Here is a 21,013-nt window from a genome sequence, read left to right on the forward strand (position 1 = left end):
AGCCATGTAAAAGCGTTTACATGTAAAGAAGAGGGCTCTTTTTTCAGCCTAATTGATTACAATATCGACGACTATTTTTTTACATGTAAAAGGGAACGTATGTTAGAGCAAAACCTCATAACGATGCAACAGTACGCCGTAAAATACAAAATGAGCACCTTTGGCGTTGTGAAATTGGTCAATGCCAAAAAACTTAAAACGATTAAAAAAAACGTGGAGGGCGAAGAGCGTGAGTTTATCATTGATGAGACAGTTCCAAGTTTAAAACCTCTCAAAAGTGAAACACCCACAGAGTCAAACGATGAGACAACAATGAACTACGAGGTCGAATTTCACAAACTTTTAGCCAAATACATCGAACTTCAAGACAAATACACGAAGCTGATTGAGTCTAACTAAGAAACATTACATGTAAACAGAAGAGGGCACGCAAAATGCCCTTTTGAACCTGTTTAATGGCTGTTGAGAATGCTCAGAGTTTTTTCATATACACTGAGTTTGCCAAGTTCCGCTTTGAGTCCATTGGTCAATTGAGATTGCGATCGTAGCTCTTTGGATATGATCTGACTTTTTTCTGCCAAATTTTCCATATCGGAAGAGAGCGCGTTGCTTTTGGAGGAGACTTCTAAAAGTCCGCCACTCACACTACTCATCGTTTTGCTGATATTCTCAACTGCTTGGATGATGGTACTCACCGACACATTGGTCTCAGAGAGGCTTTTTTGCGTGCGTTCTGCAAGTTTGCGCACTTCATCGGCAACGACGGCAAAACCACGTCCATGCTCACCCGCACGCGCCGCTTCTATCGCCGCATTGAGTGCTAGTAAATTGGTTTGATCGGCAATGTCAGAGATGACACTTAAAACAACGCGAATATCGCGGACATTGTTGGTAAGATTTTCCACTTCATGGAGAAGATTGGCATTGTCAACACTCCCTTTTTCCATGCTCGAAGCAAACACAACAAACTCTTTTTCCACCGATGAGAGTTGCGTTTCAATCGCATCGATGGCACTCACAGCATTTTGAAGCGTTGATCCCATCGTCTCAATAACAGGCATGCTCTCTTTCATTTGAGCCAACATCGCTTTGTTGATGGTATCGACCATATTTTGGCGATTGATCTTTCGTAAAAGAAAATAGCTCTTAAATCCAGCGTATTTCTGCACAAAATTATCAACATAGTCATCTTCAAAATTAGCACCTTCTACCTGATAGAAAAAGATCGCGGTCAAGGTTTGGTTGACATTGACCCCTAAAAGCTCGCCAAAGGTCGAAAAACCAGCCACAGGAATCTCATTAAAGACAGAAAGCTGATTGATCTCACGCGTATTGCACAAACGTCTTAAAATACAGTCATTGAAAATTGCGCCAATAGCTTTGGGCTTGTTATGGCAAAACTGCGCAAAGTCATGGTTCGTGGTCTGAACAAAGTCCGTTTTTTCAAGCAAAAGAAGCTCTTCACCCGCTTCGATGTCACAGTAAAAATGAATCGTCTCATTGGGCACATCAAGCGATGCAATGGAGCGAATATAGATCTCACCATCAATTTCAATCCCAAACGTATAATTGGCAAGCTTAGCATTGAGCTCACTCGCAGAGCATCTAAAATGGGTTGTTAACGCAGAGATGCCGCCAACACTCATATTCGTACTTCGATCGAGAAAGGCACGCACGGTACGCGTAATCGGATTGGCATCCAAAACGGTAAACGACGTAGACGTTTTTCTAAAATTTTGACTCTTAAAAACACCAAAACGGTACTGCGGCGTGAGTTTGATAAACGTCACCACCGCATGGTGCCTTAAGGTACGCGTTCCATCGTAAATGTAGGTATTTTGGAAATCCAGTTTACCACCCGCACTTCCACCGATAAGCAAACAAGGGAATTTCGCCACATGGTACACCGCTTCCATAAAAAAACTCTCACTCGCACTGAGTCCATCAATGAGCGTATAGCCTAGCGTATCATCCGAGCGCATTTTAAAAGGCACACGTACCTTTTTAACCTCTTCTGCAATCAAAGCAGAACGTTGCGCCGCTGTTTTGCCACTCGTTGCCATATCTTCACTTTTGAGAGGTATTGAAGCAACATACACATCACTGATCATTTCGGGAGAAAAAAGCATTAAAACAATGTTATCGCCTTCACCAGCGCCTGCCGAGGAATAGAGTGAGGGAAGGGGGTTTGTGCCACTGAGGCTACACAGTTCGCCCGCTGTTGTTGAGAGAATCAATGTTGTCTCAGGAGGAAGCGCTTGTTTGAGCTTTGAAGCAATCGCGTTAAAATCCAAAGAAGGAGAGACAAAACCTAAAACAACTTTTGGTTTAAACGAAATGGTTTTAAAAGCGGTGGAAATGGATTGTTCTTGAAGACTTAAAGTTACAATAACATGACCCGTAGATGAGGCGTTAAAGGCTGTTTGTTCGGATGGACGAAAAAAACTAAACATGGCACTTCCTTATTAGAATAACTTATGTTTTTCATAGTAAATTCATACTAACTCACCAACCATAAAGATGTACTTAAACATCTTTTGCACACACACATTGACAAATAGACCATCTCAATTCAGTAACGATCGTTTTTATTAATTATTGAAAACTGTAATTTTCAAAGTTAAAGCAATGTCGTCATTAATAGAAAAATCTTTAAAAAATAGCTTCAAAAACAAAATAAACACTTATTTTACCTCAAAAAATATTCATAACCTTAAACAGACTAAAACTATCTTAAAAGGAGTTTCCCATGCATAATGGTGAGCTTAATCTTGGTGATTACAGTTCAATTGGCTTTAAAAGATTACGAAACGTTCTACCGTTTGATTTAACACAGATTCAGCAGTGCTTTATTAAAGGTGACGTATTTGAAACGATAAACAAAAATGGTGAGTTATTAACCTACCCGGCACGCTTTATTGTTTTAAAGAAAAAAGCATCATAACCATGCTAGTAAAAAACAGCCTACCTGAATTTTACGTGAAACTTGCTGCAACAGTTGAAATTTTCAGAACGATTAATAAGACAAATGAAAGTCTTGAGAAATCCATTGTGGACGCAATCCCCGTAATCCAAGAAAAAGACTTAGATCCAATTAGAAAAAATGGATTAGACGATTATCAAGATTACATTCTGTCTCGAATTAAAACAGAGGAGTTCTCAAATCTTGCAAAATATCTAATGCTCTGTATGCATGAGTTCAATTTTAAAGGAGTTTCAAGTGTTCCAAATAATACGACTCTTATTTCTGAATTCTCCGCTCTCTCTGATTATGAGATTCTTTCTAAGACTAATTTACATAATCATACGTTGAATTGCGCATTATGCTCTTTTGAGATATGCAAAGATCAACCGCAAGTCATTAAGGACATCGTTGTCAATATCTGCTTACTGCACGATTTTGGTAAATCTCCAATTGTGCAAAAACGATTTAAAGACAAAAATGAAAGACACGATCAAACCAGTGCTAGATTTGCGATTGATGTCTTAGAAAAATTTGGACTCTCAGAAGAACTCAAAAAAATAATCTACACAACACTTTTTAATCATCACAGTGAAGAGAAAAACAAAGAACAAACTATTTATTCACCATTCCTAATTCAATCTGATATTGCAGCTAGAACTATTGAAAAAAGATTTTCAAAGGCTAAGCGATGACAGCAAAAGGGCACATGTTATTAGCTTCAACCATAACGTTTGGCGCATTAACTTATGTTAAACAGCACTACCCTATTTACTCGCCCTCCTCACTTGTATCTGTTGTGATAATCCTAAGCGGAATAATTGTTGGCTCAATCTTTCCAGATATTGACGAAGATGAAAGCTATATTGGGAATAAGTTGAAGCTATTCAGTGTTGTTATATCGTCTCTTTTCAAGCATAGAACGTTTACGCACTATCTCATAACCCCGATACTTTGCCTAACTTTAACATATTTTTTTGTGGAACCCCATAGTTATACCCAACTTTTCTTTTACTCTTTTAGCATCGGTATTTTGATGCATGATTTAGGTGATATGTTAACCAACGGAGGAATTAGAGGATTTTTCTTCCCCCTCTTCCCAAATACGCGTATTGCATTGCTTCCTTCATTTTTGCGATTCGGAACATTCAGTTTAACGGAATATGTATTTATTGGGCTTATTCTGTTTCCATCACACACATATTTAGTACTCCATTATTTCAACATAATCCGATGAAACATCTTGCCAATCCTGAATCAAACCTACTTTTTACGGCAGTTATTCTAGTGGAGTCTGCCATGAATAAATTGCAAAAAAAGTTCGAGGACAGCGAAATAAGTCCAGAAAATTACATTGCAACTAGAAAAAAGATTCTTAGTTTGGTTCAAGAGTGTTCTGAATCAATAGAACATGAATGCATGAAAAACGTATCTAAAAAACCTCATTTAAACAGAGTAAAGGCTAATAATGAATAGTTCTGGCGGACATACAAACGACAATAGCACACATCAATATTCCGGTGGTCACAATATTGCTCAATCACAACAAAATATTTTTTCAGGATCAGACCAAAGAAATGTACCGAAAGACCCACATCATTACTGGAAAGAAACACTTGGTGATAAAAGCAGTCAACGAGAGAACTCATGGTTTAAAGATTTCATGTTGCATTGGTCAATTCAAATGCTTGAGCAACAACTACAGCAGGTTGCATCATCAAAAGTTGATTTTGTAGCAAACACAAGTGCTTTGATAACTGATGTTGATTTTAGATGGCTCGGTATTAGGAATTTACGAACAATATACATTTCAGTCCTATCTCTAATAGTTGGTATCGCCCTCTTCCTTGGTATCTCGCTTTTTACGAAAAGTATCTTAAGTGCCTACTGTGCTTTATTGTTTGTGCTCTCACATAGTTTCTTTCCAGGGTATATCACATTCAGGATGAGAAAGTTTATTTTGGGTCCTGCGAAAACCAAAAGATACGCTGACATTTTGAGAAAAAGTTGGATGGTTTTTGAATTAGTCTACATTGCCACTACGGTATTAGTTTATTGGTCAATAAGCGCAATAAATTGGATAATCGTAAAACAACAAACACTTCAATTGCTTGAATCACACAAAGTACTCAAAAGGCTTCTTTATCGTTTTATTGAACCCTTGCCTATTGACAAATTAGATTTCATTTTAAGTCATCTTCTTAACGGGTTATTGCTTGCAGGAATTTTTTATATTTTGATGGTCTTTTTGGTCAATAAAAGAGCCAAACAAGAACAAAAAAGAATTCATCGTGCTGTAGATAAAGAGCATTTGAGACCTGCTGAAATCGTGCGAAAAATGGCAAGTGAAGACCAAGGTGCGACACTATGATTACGCTAAGAAACGTTCTTAAACCTCCATAAAAAAGCACTAGCAAAAAAAATTCAATATAAAAAAAGGAGCACTCATGGTTAAAGTCGTTACCAATACGGATGGATACCAAGTAATTGGACATGTTGCCGTCAACAAATTAGCGCAACCAAATCTGGTCAAGCTAAGTGTAAAAATAAAAGAGTTGTTTGGTCGTTTAAACGGTACCACGAGAGAAATGTACCAAGGTCATATTGACGATGCAAACCAAAAGGCAGATGAAGCGTTTGACAAACAATTGAAAGATATGGGTGCTGATGCAGTCACACAGATTCGCACAAATACACAAATGTTTGAAATCAGAAGTGATGTTTACATTCTTTCTACGATTGAAGCTGTCGCTTTAAAAGAAACCAAAGTGGAGTAGCTAATGAGCACATCATGTATTTACAGACCAAATTCTTTAACACCGGCAGAAGAGTATAAAAAAATTTTAAATGTGACAGTTTTGGTTTTTGGAATCGTCGCATTGATTCTTTTTGCACCCATTGATCTTGTTGCGGCTGACCCATTAGAAAGTCTCAAAAGTATTTTCAAACAAGAGGCTTCTGATCATGCCTTCCCAGTAATCATCATGTGGCTACTCATTGCGGGTATTGTTGCTTCCGTGATTATGTCACGTTGGCTTCCATTTATTTTTGCGATTATTGGATGTGTTGTTATCGGTGTTGCCCCAGAGGTATCCGATGCCTTCACTTCAACAAACATCAAACCAGCAGCAGGTTGGTAAAACAAGGGTGGTTAACACCCTTGTTTATTATCTAGGAGGATCAAATGCGACATAAACGAGTACAGTTTTTAAGGCATTTTAACGACTTTAGAATGCTCTCAATGTTTACTATTGATGTGGTAGGTATAACACTCTTCGTATTTGTTGCATTTTACTCTGTATTAACATTTGGTGGAATACCTATTTTGCTTCTAATGCCTTCCTCTATGGCTGTGACTTGGGTTGTTGTTTATGTTTACGTAAAAGCAAAAAAGAATTCATCTAAAGGTTATTTAAGACATTGGTTATTCAATAAAGGGCTATACCAACTTCATCATGATGAAGAAAAATGGCCTGAATTAAAACACGCAGATACTAAAAATTATCTTCCTCATGGAAGTGATAAATTTTTTGCTGATTAGAGAGGAGGAGAAATGAAAAATTGGTTTATCATAAAAGCTGGAACTGATTACGAAGACATCAATTCAGCATTAATTGAAGTCAACGAAATACTATGGAAAACATGTATCTTTTTTATCATCGTAATTATCGCACTTGTCATTGGATACTTAAATTTAAAAGATACCGTCACTGTAAATGTTGAAATGCCGTCAACTATTTATCAATCCAAAGATCTCACAATTAGACGTGGGCTTAACTGGGCAGACGCTTCATACTATGATGTTTGGGGTAGATACTTAGCAGATGAAATGACCAACTTTGAGGCAGGAGATATAGCACACAAATACGCAATTTTACAAAAAATGATGCGCCCCTCTCTTGCAATTAAAAAAGATGCCCAAATCCAAGAATTTGTAAAAAATATCGTTACCAACAAGATCAAACAAACGTTCACAATTATGCAAGCATCTGAACCACAGGAACTTGAGAAAAATAAATTCAGACTAATCTATAACGGCATTTCTCAGATATCAATCGGTACTAAGACTATGCCCAAAAAAGAATGTCATTTTGCGGTTGATTTAAAAATATACGATGATGGAGTTTTATATGTTGAAGATTTCGGCACTAACTGCTTACAGTAGCATTATCGCTCTTGCTTTGATAACAAGTCAAGCTCAGGCTAAGGACATCCCTATTGTGCGTAAAATCACTTTTTTGCTCCCTCTAAAAGAGTTTAGCACTATTGAGTTTCCTTTTGAAATAAAAAGCCATGATTTTACGCCATTTGTATCTTTATCATCTGCTAGTGCGAATAAAGATGGTTTGACTGACAATCATTCTTCAAGCGAATCTCAGGATTACGCATTACCAAGCCTTGATGATAAAAAAAATCCTATGCAGGCAACACCAAATGGGCTAAAGCAAACTTCTTCCACGCCACCATTGCCACCTATGAATGGCAATAAAAAACCGATCGAATGGCAAAAAGGAGGAAATTTTTTCAAATTCTATCCTCGCAAAGTCGGTGAAACGCAACTGATTGTTTTTGGATACGAAAAATACCCCATTATTATCAACTTAAGTGTTGTAGAAAATAAAGATGATGTGCAGGATAGTGTTTACAAATTTGTAGATTATGAAGCAAAAAAAGATGTTGCTCAAAAATTTGAGTCAACCAATCATGATAAAGTCGTTGTAGGTATCACGAAATCACTTTACAACAATGAGCCCCCAAAGGGATACGAGGTTATATCAAAGCAAGGCGAATTTACGAGTCAAGGGTTGCATTTTCGTTTAATAAAAGAATTCCAAGGCAAGAATTATTCAGGTGTCGAATACATTATGCAAAATACAACAAAAGACACGATCAATACTGATGCAGGAATCTTTAAAGGACAAAAAGGAATCTATGGTATTACCTTTGTCCACGACATCTTAGAACCAGGAAGAAGCACGCGCTTATTCATCGTGAAACAAAGGGGAGCAGATGATTAATCCCTTCAAAAAAGGTTCTATCTATGATCGAGATGTAGATGAAAATACTTTACCTAATGCAGATCCCGATCAAACAAAAAATTCTTTAATGAACTTCACAGATAAGGCATTAGAATTATTAAAAAAACTGAATAAATTCTCTGTTCCAAATGACCAAAATAAAAATTCTGAAATGGATGCTTTAGCTGAATTATCTACGCTTGATCAAAAAGTGAGTGACATTAGAAAAAAAACATTACAAAGAATTTTTGGTGTCATGATGTTTCTTTCCTTTGGCCTTTTCCTTATTTTTGTATTTGCCAAATGGGGCTTATTCATGTGGCGTGATTCTAAACGACCAGAGGTAGAAACCAAAGTTCAAGAACTCAAACTTGAAGTCAATCCATTAAATAAATGGCAAGAGATCAAAGATCAGCAAATTAATCAATTAGGTGAAGATATTAAAAAAGTCGAAGCTAACGTTGATAAAAAAATGAATGAAGTGCAAAACACCATTTCTTCAGAACTTAATGATACAAAAGCCAGTGTGACACAAAGTCTTGTGGTTTTACAAGAGGCAAATAAGCAAACCATAACTGATGCCCTCTCTGATATTAAAAATGAGATTAAGAGCATCGGTGATGATGCAAAACAATATACCGATCAAAAAAACTTAACAATTTCAGAAAAAATTGCTCAAATTGAATCAAGAAAAAAAGACACTAATACCTCTTCTTTAGACTACAGCAAACTATCTCTCCCTCCACTTCCACAAATGGAGGGGAAACAAGGAGATATGTCACCAAGTCAAATACAACAAAAATTAGCTCAAATCAATCAGAAGCCTCAATATGTCGAGGATGATATCAACGACAATTCTGCACCTCTTAATTTTTCTACAATGACAATAGAAGACAATAATACCACTATTGTTATGCCAAAAATGACCATGATGGCTGGTGTACAAAGAGCGACACTTGTCGCTGGTGCAGATGTTCCAACACTTCAAAAAGGAAATGATCTAACCCGTGTTGTGTGGCTTTCAACTTCTGGTGAAATGCTTATATCAAATGGTCACACTGCAAATATCAGAGAGTGTATTCTTCAAGCCGCTGCAACGGGAAATTTTGCTACGTCTAGTGCAGATATTAGACTTACTAAAATTTCTTGTTCTGCATTAGATAATGATGGAAAATATTACAAACTTGTCGGCAATGTAAAAGGTTGGGTCAATGGAGAAACAGGCAAACAAGGATTAAAAGGTCGCCTTGTAACGAAAGAAGGTGAACTTATTGAAAAAGCAGTACCTTTAGCAATACTAGAAGGCGCGATTAAAGCATTAGAAAACTCAACGAAAAGCAGTAGCACTGTTTACACTTATCCTGGTGCAACATCCACTACTACAGCAGATAATTTAAAAGATTCATTCACAGAAGGAACCACTAAAACTGCATCAACAACGCTTGATAAATTTAGTGATTATTATTTAATGATCTTGGAACAACTCAACCCAACAATTGAATTAAAAGCAGGTAGAGAAGTCTCAATATGGTTTGAAGGTGGTGAACAATTAACCATGGAAGAATACACACCACTTGATGTTGATTATTTTGAACACAAAGGATTTGAGCAATGAAAAAAATCTATTTAACTCTGTTATTTATCCCTTTACTTTTTACAGGCTGTATCGGAAAGATAATCAACATTGGTGAAGAAAAAGGCTACTGCGAAGAGAACGGATGCGATTACTCCGACGCAGGTATTTGTGGTGACGCATATTTACTCTTTAAAAATAAGAAAAAGGTTGCATCGACAGCTTACCAAAATATTCAATGTGATTGTGCAGGAGAATTTGATGTCAAAAAATAATATAAGAACAACCATCTTGATATGCCTAATTCCTCTTTTAATCTCAGGTTGCTCCAGAAAAAATGATGCACCTAAAAAAACTGAGCCAACAATTGAATACAAAGTTGTTATGCAAGAAAGGGAGGAGAAAAAGGTTTATGATCCAGTCATGAGAGATAATTCGCCCACACAGCGTGCGGTGATTGACATGGGAGTCGTTTTAAAAACACGTATTACCTCTTACAAAGACAACAATCATGTTTTAAATGAGGAACATAATGTCTTTTTCTTTGCCGTGCAACCTGATTTTGTTGTGACGAATTCATTGCCAAAAGAAAAATCAAAATACAGTTATCAAGGGCCTATCGTTGATTTTAGTGAATCAAAATTCATTGATCCAGAACAAAAAGTTAACACTGAGAGTCGTGTCTTAGAGCGCGAAGCGGAGTTTGATAAAAAAATTGACTCCTTTTTAAACACTCAAAATGGCAAATAAGAGGCGGACATGGAAGAACTAATGACTAAACTTGATCTCGCTAAAGCCATTGGTGTACACAGGACAACAATCACGCATTGGGTTAAAAGCGACAAAATTCATCCTGAACCGAAGCAACAAGGTAAACCACAACTTTTTTCTTATCGTAAAGTCATGATGGAATTAGGCAGAGAACCTAAAGAGTTTTATACCTTGATCTACTTAAGTGATGTTACATGTAACGAATTCACACCAGAGGAAGAGTTGCGTTTATTAAAAAACTTCTGTGTGGGTAATGGTTGGAGATTTAAAATCATCATAGACTCCATACTAAGTGCAAATTCAAATGAGCTCTTTAAAGCATTGCTGAGTGGTTGCGTAGAGCGAATGATTATCTCATCAATGAGTTCAATTGGATTTGTTGAGTTCAAATATCTCAAATCGCTTTGTGATGAAAAGCTAATACCCATTATTCCCTTACAACAAATCACAAATGAAACACTTGACTTTTGTAAGCATGCAATTTTGGTAGTAAAAAAACTTGCTGGTACCAATGAAGAAATCCTAGAGGACATAAGAAATGAATTCTGTAAATAGAGCGTTCAAATTCCTAATTACCGCCCTTCTCTTTTGGTTGTTAATAAATTTATTTATTGCGGCACACTCACCATTGATCCCGAGTATTACAAAATTACTTGCACATGTACCAATGGAGCTCCTCATGTTTGTCACATTAGGTATTAGCGCAATTCATTATATTAATGAAGATACCTTTCAAACACTCATTAGTGCTATAAATTTGAAGAATCGTAAATCGATGAAACAATCGCTACCTATTCTAAAAAATCTTCCCAAAAAAGACAAAGTATTAATGGTCGCATTGATCACCTATATTGTGGCTCTTTTACTGACAACAGGGGCGTTGCTTTCAGTTTTTTTCTCACTTAGAAATACTTTTTTTATGTGGGTTTTTTATGTGTTATCACTTGCAGTTATTTCACTGGTCATCAAAAAAATAATCGCTTCTTGGGCAGACCACTATCTCAATTTTCCAGAGACAATGAGGAGTAAATAATGTTGATGAAATTTGCCATTTTGGTTTCACTTTTTATTGTAAATGCAAGTGCTTACACCATTGATACTTCAAGCACTTCGGTGTACCGAAAAGATTTTGGTATTTTTGTCTATGGGGATATTGAAAGTATAGAAAACGCATTTATTTTAATTCAAGCTGTTTCAACCAGTAGCAAGCTACAAACGATTATTGCCCTTTTTATGCTTTTTTTCTTGCCTTACACTGCCTATAAAATGAGTTCCTCTGGAACATTTAAACCATTGTTCACAAATTTAACCTATGTAACAGCAAGCATCCTTACTATGTCAACGGCTACAGTTCCATCTGCTTCCATGCACATAGAAGATTTACGGACAGAAACGATCTACGCTGGATTACCTGCGCAAACATACGCGAAGATTGATAATATCCCCTATCCTATTGCATTAGTGACCAGTACGGTCTCAACAATAACTGATAGCTTAATGATACTCTATGAAGATGCAACAGCATTATTAAAACCTGATTTGGCTAGTGCTTCATCTACAGCTATTGGATCAGGCAATGCAATTAATGACCTTATAAAAATTTTACAATTTAGCTCATTTGATAGATCGAATGATGAAGCCACAAATCTCTTTGTACGCTCCTTCACTGCCTATGTGGAACAATGTGGTTTAAAGCAAGCATTGAATGTTAACCCAGATCTTGTCATCAATTTTAAAAACCCATCAAAGGATCTTTTTAAATCAATTGATCCATCAAGTTTAGGTATTACAGGAAGTTCTTATACACTCAGTTTCATCGACTCAATAAATGGTGAAAAAAGCTATCAATGCGATGTTTTTTGGAATAATAATGTCATTTCTCATTACTCGACCATTGCCGCAAAATTAAAAGAAAGGCTAAGTAAAGTTCTAACTGGGAACCTTAATTCACCTGATGTTGTACACTCCTATTTAACGCTTGGTGGAACAATCAACGATACTGTTATCTCCAGTGAGATTGGCAAGATGGATGCCTTCATCATCAATGCCGCATCAAGAGCACCTTTAAGTAAAGCATTTGCCAATACTGCAATCGATATGTCTTCAGGTCAAGATTTAGCGAATAGAATCACAGCAGGAGCATCGTTGGCTGAAATGCAAATGCAAGGTGCAGGACAGATGAAATGGGTATCTGAAGTCTTGCCTTTTGGGTACCACTACATGTTAGGAATCATTTACTCAATATCCATGTTAGTGATGATAGTGGCTACAGCATTTGGATATGAAAAAGGTTTTGTCATTTGGAAAAACTTCACAAAAGGTCTTACAACCTATGAATTCATCAAAATATCGCTCGTACTTGTAAATTCAAGTGTCAATCAATATACCTCAAAACATGCCGCGGATTTTATAGCTTCACTCGGATCAAACCCTGCGACAGTAGATTCAATTCCTTATTACTACAACTATATGGCAACGATGTCAGGTGTAGCAGGTACACTTGGAGTAATTGCCATTTTATCAATCCCTGCAATGGTATTTAGCGGTGAAGTATCTATGGCAATGAGCGCATTAGGTTCAATCGCGGGTAAATACAAAGGTAATGATACAAGAACAGCACAGGAAGTCACTGCTGAACAAAAATCAAAACAAGAAGCTTATGAGCGAGAACTCCAAGATCAAGCGATGCTTGATCATTTAGGCATATCGGCACCCGCAGGTATGGGAGCCTCTGAGTTTTACAGCATGTACAAAAAAGGTGCAGAAGTCGCAAATTCAAGTTGGGGTGCTCAGCGAATGGGTACTAATGCCTTAGCTGATGCGGGTTTAGCTATTAAAGGTCAAACCATGCAAGGCATCAGTGCAGGGGCAACATTAGGAACACACACCGCGATGGGTGAGTTTGTATCATCGGGTGTATCAGGCGGTTTACGTCACTCAGGTGGCATTAAAGGAGAGGGAAACGCTCTAGCAGACTTTGGAGAAGATTCGATAATGCTTTCAGCAGAGTTGGGAGCATATACGCAAAGTGCAGAGGGTGTCAAAATGACAGAGGGGCGAGTTAATGCAGGTCTTGCGAATGGCTCGGATGGAAGATTAACCTCAAAAGCTCTCAAAAGCATGGGTAGACGAGCAGGGTTTGACTCCGCAAATTTAGCGGCTATGGCAGATGCAAAATATACTGATAAAAATGGTAATGCGCTAACGGATGAAGATGCCTTTGCACTCAGAGGTAAAGCCGCCGCAGGACAATCCGCAGAAATGCCGATAAAAGATGCCGCTTACATCAAAACTGCCATGGATTCGAGTGGAGGATTGAATCACAAATACGCTTCAGGTCTCGGAACATCAGAAGAAGCAAAATTTGCTTCGGTCAAAGGGGTCGGTGCGCTTTCAAGTGCGAATCAAGATAGGTATGTCAAAGCTTCAGAGAATGCATCTACTATTAAAGCAGCTCAAACCATTGGTGATACTGAAGGACAGATGAAGCAGTATGGTGATGAAGCCAAAAAAGCAGGAAAAGAGCTCGCTGATGTTATTCGTGATGTTGCTAATACCGTTGCACAAGGTAAAACAGCATCAACATTTGGGTCAATTGAAGGTGCTGGTGGAGCACAAGGTTATATTGATACATCAAGACGAAAAGCATCTGCTGATATGAGTGCGCTTACCACGACAATGAGTACTGCGGATAAGGAATATGTAGGTGGATATGAAGCTTTTGTAAAAGACAGCGCAATGGTAAGCGCTGAACAAAGTGTTGGTAATGTTGGTGGTCTATTAAATACTCCAAAAGAGCATAGAGCAAGTTTCATTCAAAAAGCATTAGAAAAAGCAGAAAAAGATGGCAGGTATGACGAGGTTAGATCAGATTTCGAGAGAGCTGGATTAGTGGACAAAAATGGTGTTGCAAATCCTGATAACTGGATTAGTGGCACTTCATTTCTCAAAGCAAACAATATGAACGCTCATAATGCACTTGTTGCTGGCGGCATGGTGTTTTCAGGGGCATTAGGCGAAAACGCAAGTGTTCAAGCTTCTTCATTGAGTAGCTTGACGTCAGGGGATAAAACTACCGTAGATAATCAGAGTATTGAAAAAGGTGGTGCAATCTATGACATAAGCAGTGATAAGTTGCAAAAAGTCATAGCATTTAATATGCACCAACAAGCTCACAGTGGAAAACAAATATCTTACGATAAAGCAACTGGTAAATTTAATATGCCAGATAAAGAAACTGCGCAAGAATTTGCAGATTTCACAGGAGATGCAAATTTAATTAAAAATACTAGACAAAATGCGTTAGATGAAACGTTAGCGGAAGTAGCTGATTTCTTAGGTGTAAGTCCAACTGGGATTGTTGCAGGAGTGGGTGGAACAGCTGTTGGATTAGGGGGAATAGCCCTAGGAAGGCAATTAGGGCTATCTGGCAAAAAATCTGAAATAAATAAAGCTGGAGATAAAACAAAACAATCCAAAACCAATGATGTAGATTCCCAACATGGTGGCTCCTTTCACGATGATATAAAAAATTATACCGAAGAATATGGTGCAAGTAAAGAGCTTTTTGACAAAGAATCACGAAATTTGGATGATTTAAAAGGACAAAGAGGACGCATTGATGATGACCATCCAAGAGCGCATAAATTAGATGAGCAAATTGCTGAGAGTGAAAAACGTATGGGTGAGCATAAAAATGACATGGAAATTGCAGATAGGAATGTAAAGGCAACTAAACATCTTGCAACCCAAGATATTCATGCAAAAGCATCTCACTCTAAATTCGGGTTTTTAGGTCAGGCGTTAACCTCTATTGCTGCTTCAGTTGGTATTGCAAATGCAGGTGAATTTGGAGAAACACTCGAAAACACAATGAATGCCATAGATCCTATGAGCAATTTATTAATTGGTCAGCCTCTTGGTGCAGGGAGTGACACTTTTAAACCTATGAGCGCTCAAAGACAAGATATAAAAAATATTCCAGTTATGACCTTAAATGCCGCACAAAATGATTCAGGACTTGCTCCAGCAATTGATGAATATAACAGTCAACAAAACGTATCAGCATTGCAAAAAATGCAACCAAACACTATCGCAACCATGCAAACAAGAGGCGGAGAAATGAGTTTAATGAAAAACTCTAAATCAGGCAATTTAGATATCCATTTACCAGGGCAGTCTTTTGCTGAAAACACAGGTATCCCCTACTCTAACTTTCAAGATTTTATGAGTAATCCTGCACAAGCTCAACAATTTGCACAAATGGCCGCAAAAAGCAACTTTGATGGACAAAGTGGTGGTGGTGTAGCAAGTGCTACGGATATGGAACAACTTAAAAATGAAATGAACACAAATTTTCAACGTAGCACCGTGCAAACAATGAATTTACGTTCTAGCACTTCAACGTCTGCTATGGAAATTGAAAATACACGCGAAATTATTGAAGACCAATTAACTTCGTCCATTGATTCAATTGAAGAGACATTGGAAGACGTTCAAAAACGCTTAGAAAGGCGGTAAAAATTCACAATCTAAGGGTAGAACATACTTCTACCCTACTTTGACGGAAAACGCTTTATTTTAAGCGAATTTAATTTAATGAAATTCAATAGAGCAGACACCTTGTGTACTCTCTATTGAGTTTCCTTGTGTAACTCAAAAAAAACAATATGCCTTTATATGAGGACAAACCGCATTAATGCCCTTTTTTGGGTTTGTCCTTGTCCTCATATGAAGCAAAAAGGGCAAAAATGAAATCAAATATGTGTATTCCTTGGTTCAAATTAAACCAAGATTTTTTTAAAGATCGTTTATCCCAAAAAATGCTTTTACAAGATAACGGGCATGAAATGATGTGTTCATATCTACAAATGCTCATTCTTTCAGGTAAAAATGATGGAGAAATTCATGTTGACATTGAAGAATTATCAATATCTGAACATCTTACTATTGCACTTGATACACAAAGTGAAGTAATTGACAAGTTGCTTTTATTCTTAAATAACAATCATGCTATCAAATATGTAAATGATGTATGTATTGAAATGACACTATATAAAGATTGTTTAAAATCTGGCTCTGAATCCCTTCATCGAGTGCGTAAACACAGGACAATAAAACAAAAAAAACATAGTAACGTTACTGAAACGTTACGTAACGTTACGTCAACAGATTGTAACGTTACAGATGAAGCAAATGCCCTAAATACCGAACTTGATGTCAATAGTCCAATTAGTGAAGATAATCAGTACTCTACTCCTGAATGTAACGTTACTGAAACGTTACATAGCCCAATATTACCAATCATTGAAGTTATTTATGAAACCCCTAATGAGGAGAAAGGCAAATGAAAGAAGGTTATTATTTCCCACATTTTCAAGATGCAAGAAGAGACATTAAAATTTTACGCTTAAGGCGTGACCTTGGTATTGAAGGATATGGAATTTATTTCATGTTGCTTGAGATACTTCGTGAACAACCTGATTTTAAATTTCCGATCTCTGATATAGGGATTCTTGTGAGCGAACTACAAACTACGCAAGCAAAAATAGAAGTGGTCATTAATGCATATGACTTATTTCAAAAAGAAGCAAGACAAGATGGTAGTGTATTCTTTTCCCCTAAACAAATTACTTACCTTTTACCCTATATTCAAAAAAAGGAACATGCTAAATTAGCTAATACAAAATCTCAATTGGCTAGAAAAGAAAAGCTTGCAAGGCAAGTTAAACAGTTGAGTCTATATGACTCAGCTTCACAAAACAACAATTTATTGGAATTTAGTCGCTCAGACTCAACTTCACAAAAGAAAGAAGAAGAAAACAAAGAAAAAGAAATAAGAGATATTAAAGAAAGTAGAACAACGGGATCTCCTGATACTACTACTTCTGATGAAAAATTTCTTCTTTGGATTCAAGAAAAAAGCAAAGGGAAAGATAACCCATCAACTTATGGAGCATACCTTGGACGCAAATACCTAGAAGGAGATAAAAGTATTTGTAATGAATATGAACTCTGGTTAAAAATGCAAGCTGAGAATCTTAAAAAAGAAGAATCTCTATCTCTAAAAGGCAAACTTCTCCAAACATCCCAAGGTCTTAAAATCATAATTGGTGTTGAGCAAGTCGATCAAAATTTTAAAATCTTCTTTGAAGATGGTGGTTTTGCAAATGTTAATAGTCTAAATAATCTCCCAATATCAGCAAGGTGTTAATATGTCAAAGATGTCAAATGCAACGCTACAACATTTATCACAAATTGGAAAAGGTTTAAAAGATTATTTTTTACCGCGAGGTATGGAACATGATCCTAAAGCATTCACAAAGATGCAATTACATGCACTTGCGGATAAGAGAACTATCTCAAAACTATTATTTTATCGCTCCTACTTAGAAGATACTGAAAGCGATCTAGCCTTTTTTGCTATGCATGATGGGCGCATGGGAATTGCATTCAAAGTCACAAACCCAATTTTTTTAACGGATAAAACTGAGAATGTCATTCTAAATGTCTTAGCCGCCATTGTAAATGATGACACCATTGCTCATATTGATACATTGGCAGGAAGAGACATTAAAGACACTATGGATCGATTTAATGCAACCGAGCAAATCCAAAAAGTCAAAATTAAATACCCTGAAAAATTAAAAGAAATTTCCGCTCAAAAAACACAGTCTTTTTATGATTGGACTGAACAAAGTATGATGGGCAAAGACGCGGATTTTAGAATGCGTAATTTTACGCATATCGTTAGCGTTTTATTCCCTCGAAACCTTGATAAAGAGAGCATTGTTAAACAAAGCAATGAAATATACGGCATTTTAAAAGAAAATTTTAATGCTGTTGTTGCAAATGATGATGATATGGTTGCATTTGTTCAAGAAGTCTTAGATCCATCGAAAAAAACATATGATAAAACCGGTGATCCAATTACGACAATTCATAAGCGTATGGCTAAAGGAGCATCGGTTAATGCTGAGGACGAATTAAATGGCGTAATTCAACTTAACAACGGTTGGATGGCGAAAGTTTTAACAACTGAAAAATACCCGAAAGAAGTTGATGCATTTGGCTATCAAAGTATTTTCTTTGATCCACTAGGTAATGACTTTCAAATTAAGCTCCCATGCCCTTTCTTGCTATCTTTAACAATTCGTTTTACCAACGTTGAAAAGCAGCGAAAAAAGGTACTTGCAAAAGCAGAATGGAACATCGGTCAGCTTAGTGGCTTGCCTCTTATCATTGAAAAGAAAAAGCCAGAAATTAAAGAAAGAAGGAAAGAAGCTGAGGCCGTTATCAGCTACATTACCGAATTAGGTGAAATTGTTTTAGATGCATCATGGTCTCTTACCGTTTATGAAAATAATAGAAATCGTCTCGAACAATACATTGCACTTATGAAAGGTTCATTTTCAACATATCCTGGAAGATGGATTGTTTCTGAAGAGCGCTTTGCAAATATTGGTTTTTATATCATGCTTATGGGTCTTCCTCTTAACTACAGTGAAGCACTGCATTCATCCATTGATAAGTTTGATAAAAACTTCAAATCCAATAACGCACAAATTGCACCATTAATTGGTGGATACAAAGGGAATGGTTCTTATCCAACGCACGTATATGCGGATCGAACAGGGCAAACTGTGGCGATTGACTACTTTGAAAGCAAAGAAAACTACAACGTCACAATTGTTGGTCCTATGGGAACAGGTAAGTCATTTTTCACGAATCACTTCGTAGTCAATGGGCTTCGTGCTGGTTGGGAAATACGAATGGTTGACTTTGGACGCTCTTACCAAAAATCATGTGCATCGCTTGGTGGACAGTTTGTAGAATTTGATCGAAAATCAAAACTGTGTCTAAACTTCTTTACGCATCTTCAAACTGTTCAAGAAATTGACGAAAATGGGAGAATGAGGACACTCATTGATCCAGATGAGATTGAGGCGATCATTCCTATTATTGGGCTAATGATGGGAGTCTCTCTTAAAGAAATTTATAAAAATACTGACAGCTCTAGTTCTGAGAAATTAGAACTTAGCGTAATGTCCACGTATGTAGCAGAGGCAGTAAAAGAAGCTTTTGTAAGACATGGGCATGAAGCGGGAATGAAAGAGGTCTCTCAGGTTTTAGATGAATATTACAAAAAAATCCTTGAAGACTATAATAACTCTCCTTCAAAAATTAGTGATTTGCTATCTTTTATGGTGACCAGTTTGCGCCCTTATTCTAGTCCAACAGGACAATACTACAAATATTTTAATGGTACAAACAATATCAACCTAGACTCAAGCTTCTTTATCTTGGAATTAGACGATATCGCAACATCACCACTAATGCCCGTTGTAGCTATGTCGTTTTTACAGCGTACTGCACAAGAAGCATTTATAGGCTATTTAAAAGATAAAAACACGGCAAGGGTGATCGGGGTTGATGAAGCGCATAAGGTCATTCCAAATGAAATTTTTGCAAAGTATTTTGATGATTTTGGACGTCGTATCCGTAAATATAGAGGTATTCCTGTATTGATTACGCAATCACTTGAGGATTACTTTGTTAATCGTTCAATAAGCGTTTTCTTCGAGCTTGCAAGTTATAAAATTTTCTTGCGCCAAAAAGCTGAATCAATCGCTAACGCAATTAAAAAAGACTATTTGATTCTAAATCCATTTAAACAAAAACTGATCGAATCTGTTGCTCTAAAAACCCCATATTACAATGAGTTTTATATGCGCCATGGCGATTTAGATTTTGTGGGGATTTTGAAGGTAAATGCTGATGAGTATTGGACCTATACATCAAATCCAAAAGACAGAGCCATTACCGATGACGTCATGGCAAAATACAATCTCAATCTCAATGAAGCTCTTTGGGTACTTGCAAGGGTTACTGAGGGCATGTCTTATGATAAAGCTATCTATGAGCTCAATAAGAAAGAGAGTAAAAGCGGTACAAAAGATTGGGATTCATTTTTTCAATGGATTACTGAGAACGAATCGGTATATCTTGCTAAACAAGATGTTCTTAAAAACAACGATAAAGAAAAACCAATCTACCAAGAGTTATTTATGCGTCTAAAAGACAAGAATGAGGTTATTTACAACCCAGGAATCTTTATGATTGCTGCACAGGAAAAAGGTTACTACCAAAAGCTTAGAAAGGTATTCTATGATAAAGCTATGCGGTATATTGTTAATCAAAAAAATGATGCAATAACATACACAATTAACATAGATTACATTGATATGAATGATGAAGATTTCTTACATAGTTTGTACATTATGTCTCAAAAACTTGGAGATAAAGTTTCTAATGTTCTACTGGAATTAAAACTTGATTATGAAACAAGAGAAAACTTTGATGTTGTAATGCATTTCGCGGATATTGTGCATAAACATGGATTTACGATTGGATTTGATAATGTAATTTTGGATCAAATAGATTTCAAATCTTTCATCAGTATTTCACCAAAGCTCTTTAAAATTGATGCAAAAGCAATTACGGAGATCGTTGATGGAAACAAACTGATGTTCAAGAATTTCATAGCTTCTCTTACCGACGCGGTTGGAATCAGCGTTGTTGCAACTAAAGTTGAAAGTCAAATTGATATTGATGATGCCATAGAGCTTGGAATAGACTTATTTCAAGGTTGGTTTGTCAAAAAAACTGAAAATTTACTGGTATAAATGT

At 36.7% G+C, this 21,013-nt stretch carries 20 protein-coding genes and 1 pseudogene; 19 read left to right on the plus strand and 2 right to left on the minus strand.

Translation table 11 applies throughout. From position 1 onward, the window contains the following. The first annotated feature begins 99 nt into the window (after positions 1 to 99). The gene (locus SMUL_RS08510) at positions 100 to 399 is read left to right on the plus strand and encodes a hypothetical protein (protein ID WP_025344839.1); all 300 of its coding nucleotides are present in this window, start codon (positions 100 to 102) and stop codon (positions 397 to 399) included. A 53-nt stretch (positions 400 to 452) separates the two neighbouring features. On the opposite strand, the gene SMUL_RS17450 is transcribed toward SMUL_RS08510, so the two are convergent. Both SMUL_RS17450 and SMUL_RS17455 read right to left on the minus strand, forming a co-directional pair. Further along, on the minus strand, positions 453 to 1,109 hold the full coding sequence (locus tag SMUL_RS17450) for a methyl-accepting chemotaxis protein (RefSeq protein WP_322785713.1): 657 nt from the start codon (positions 1,107 to 1,109) through the stop codon (positions 453 to 455). A 210-nt stretch (positions 1,110 to 1,319) separates the two neighbouring features. Then, positions 1,320 to 2,453 (minus strand): annotated as a pseudogene (locus SMUL_RS17455) (FIST signal transduction protein); the annotation flags it as partial. 296 nt (positions 2,454 to 2,749) lie between these two features. Here SMUL_RS17455 and SMUL_RS08520 point away from each other — a divergent pair. From SMUL_RS08520 to SMUL_RS08605, 18 genes are all read left to right on the plus strand, one after another. After that, positions 2,750 to 2,944 (plus strand): hypothetical protein, encoded by a 195-nt coding sequence (locus SMUL_RS08520; RefSeq protein WP_025344841.1) that lies wholly within the window; start codon positions 2,750 to 2,752, stop codon positions 2,942 to 2,944. A 2-nt stretch (positions 2,945 to 2,946) separates the two neighbouring features. Then, positions 2,947 to 3,657: an HD domain-containing protein gene (locus tag SMUL_RS08525; RefSeq protein ID WP_025344842.1), complete on the plus strand. Its 711-nt coding sequence runs from the start codon at positions 2,947 to 2,949 to the stop codon at positions 3,655 to 3,657. Between the two features lie 14 nt (positions 3,658 to 3,671). Further along, positions 3,672 to 4,199 (plus strand): metal-dependent hydrolase, encoded by a 528-nt coding sequence (locus SMUL_RS17815; RefSeq protein ID WP_407701814.1) that lies wholly within the window; start codon positions 3,672 to 3,674, stop codon positions 4,197 to 4,199. Between the two features lie 231 nt (positions 4,200 to 4,430). Next, a complete protein-coding gene (locus tag SMUL_RS08535; protein WP_025344844.1) occupies positions 4,431 to 5,333 on the plus strand; it encodes a hypothetical protein in 903 nt (300 codons plus the stop codon). Positions 5,334 to 5,409: 76 nt separating this feature from the next. Then, entirely contained in the window at positions 5,410 to 5,739 is a 330-nt protein-coding gene (locus SMUL_RS08540) for a heavy metal-binding domain-containing protein (protein ID WP_025344845.1), read from the plus strand. Positions 5,740 to 5,742: 3 nt separating this feature from the next. After that, entirely contained in the window at positions 5,743 to 6,102 is a 360-nt protein-coding gene (locus tag SMUL_RS08545; RefSeq protein WP_025344846.1) for a hypothetical protein, read from the plus strand. 44 nt (positions 6,103 to 6,146) lie between these two features. Then, the gene (locus SMUL_RS08550; protein ID WP_025344847.1) at positions 6,147 to 6,503 is read left to right on the plus strand and encodes a hypothetical protein; all 357 of its coding nucleotides are present in this window, start codon (positions 6,147 to 6,149) and stop codon (positions 6,501 to 6,503) included. 12 nt (positions 6,504 to 6,515) lie between these two features. Beyond that, positions 6,516 to 7,127, plus strand: coding sequence for a TraE/TraK family type IV conjugative transfer system protein (locus SMUL_RS08555; protein WP_025344848.1), 612 nt, complete (start codon positions 6,516 to 6,518; stop codon positions 7,125 to 7,127). Then, positions 7,093 to 7,980 carry a TraK domain-containing protein gene (locus SMUL_RS08560; protein WP_025344849.1) on the plus strand — a complete coding sequence of 296 codons (888 nt, stop codon included), beginning with the start codon at positions 7,093 to 7,095 and terminating at the stop codon, positions 7,978 to 7,980. The genes SMUL_RS08555 and SMUL_RS08560 overlap by 35 nt, the downstream gene beginning before the upstream one ends. Next, positions 7,973 to 9,595, plus strand: a complete 1,623-nt coding sequence (locus tag SMUL_RS08565; RefSeq protein WP_025344850.1) for a TraB/VirB10 family protein — start codon at positions 7,973 to 7,975, stop codon at positions 9,593 to 9,595. Before SMUL_RS08560 ends, SMUL_RS08565 begins: the two co-directional genes overlap by 8 nt. Further along, positions 9,592 to 9,828 (plus strand): hypothetical protein, encoded by a 237-nt coding sequence (locus tag SMUL_RS08570; protein WP_025344851.1) that lies wholly within the window; start codon positions 9,592 to 9,594, stop codon positions 9,826 to 9,828. The genes SMUL_RS08565 and SMUL_RS08570 overlap by 4 nt, the downstream gene beginning before the upstream one ends. Then, the gene (locus tag SMUL_RS08575) at positions 9,815 to 10,303 is read left to right on the plus strand and encodes a hypothetical protein (protein WP_025344852.1); all 489 of its coding nucleotides are present in this window, start codon (positions 9,815 to 9,817) and stop codon (positions 10,301 to 10,303) included. The genes SMUL_RS08570 and SMUL_RS08575 overlap by 14 nt, the downstream gene beginning before the upstream one ends. A 21-nt stretch (positions 10,304 to 10,324) precedes the next feature. After that, entirely contained in the window at positions 10,325 to 10,879 is a 555-nt protein-coding gene (locus tag SMUL_RS08580; protein WP_025344853.1) for a recombinase family protein, read from the plus strand. 124 nt (positions 10,880 to 11,003) lie between these two features. Beyond that, entirely contained in the window at positions 11,004 to 11,357 is a 354-nt protein-coding gene (locus SMUL_RS08585; protein WP_148295280.1) for a hypothetical protein, read from the plus strand. Beyond that, a complete protein-coding gene (locus SMUL_RS08590; protein ID WP_025344855.1) occupies positions 11,357 to 15,844 on the plus strand; it encodes a conjugal transfer protein TraG N-terminal domain-containing protein in 4,488 nt (1,495 codons plus the stop codon). The genes SMUL_RS08585 and SMUL_RS08590 overlap by 1 nt, the downstream gene beginning before the upstream one ends. 230 nt (positions 15,845 to 16,074) lie before the next feature. Beyond that, entirely contained in the window at positions 16,075 to 16,674 is a 600-nt protein-coding gene (locus SMUL_RS08595; protein ID WP_025344856.1) for a phage replisome organizer N-terminal domain-containing protein, read from the plus strand. Next, a complete protein-coding gene (locus SMUL_RS08600; RefSeq protein ID WP_025344857.1) occupies positions 16,671 to 17,537 on the plus strand; it encodes a Lin1244/Lin1753 domain-containing protein in 867 nt (288 codons plus the stop codon). The genes SMUL_RS08595 and SMUL_RS08600 overlap by 4 nt, the downstream gene beginning before the upstream one ends. Before the next feature lies 1 nt (position 17,538). After that, positions 17,539 to 21,009 (plus strand): TraG/VirB4 family ATPase, encoded by a 3,471-nt coding sequence (locus tag SMUL_RS08605; protein WP_025344858.1) that lies wholly within the window; start codon positions 17,539 to 17,541, stop codon positions 21,007 to 21,009. Positions 21,010 to 21,013: the final 4 nt, after the last annotated feature.

The sequence above is a fragment of the Sulfurospirillum multivorans DSM 12446 genome (genome assembly GCF_000568815.1).
Lineage (GTDB): Bacteria > Campylobacterota > Campylobacteria > Campylobacterales > Sulfurospirillaceae > Sulfurospirillum > Sulfurospirillum multivorans.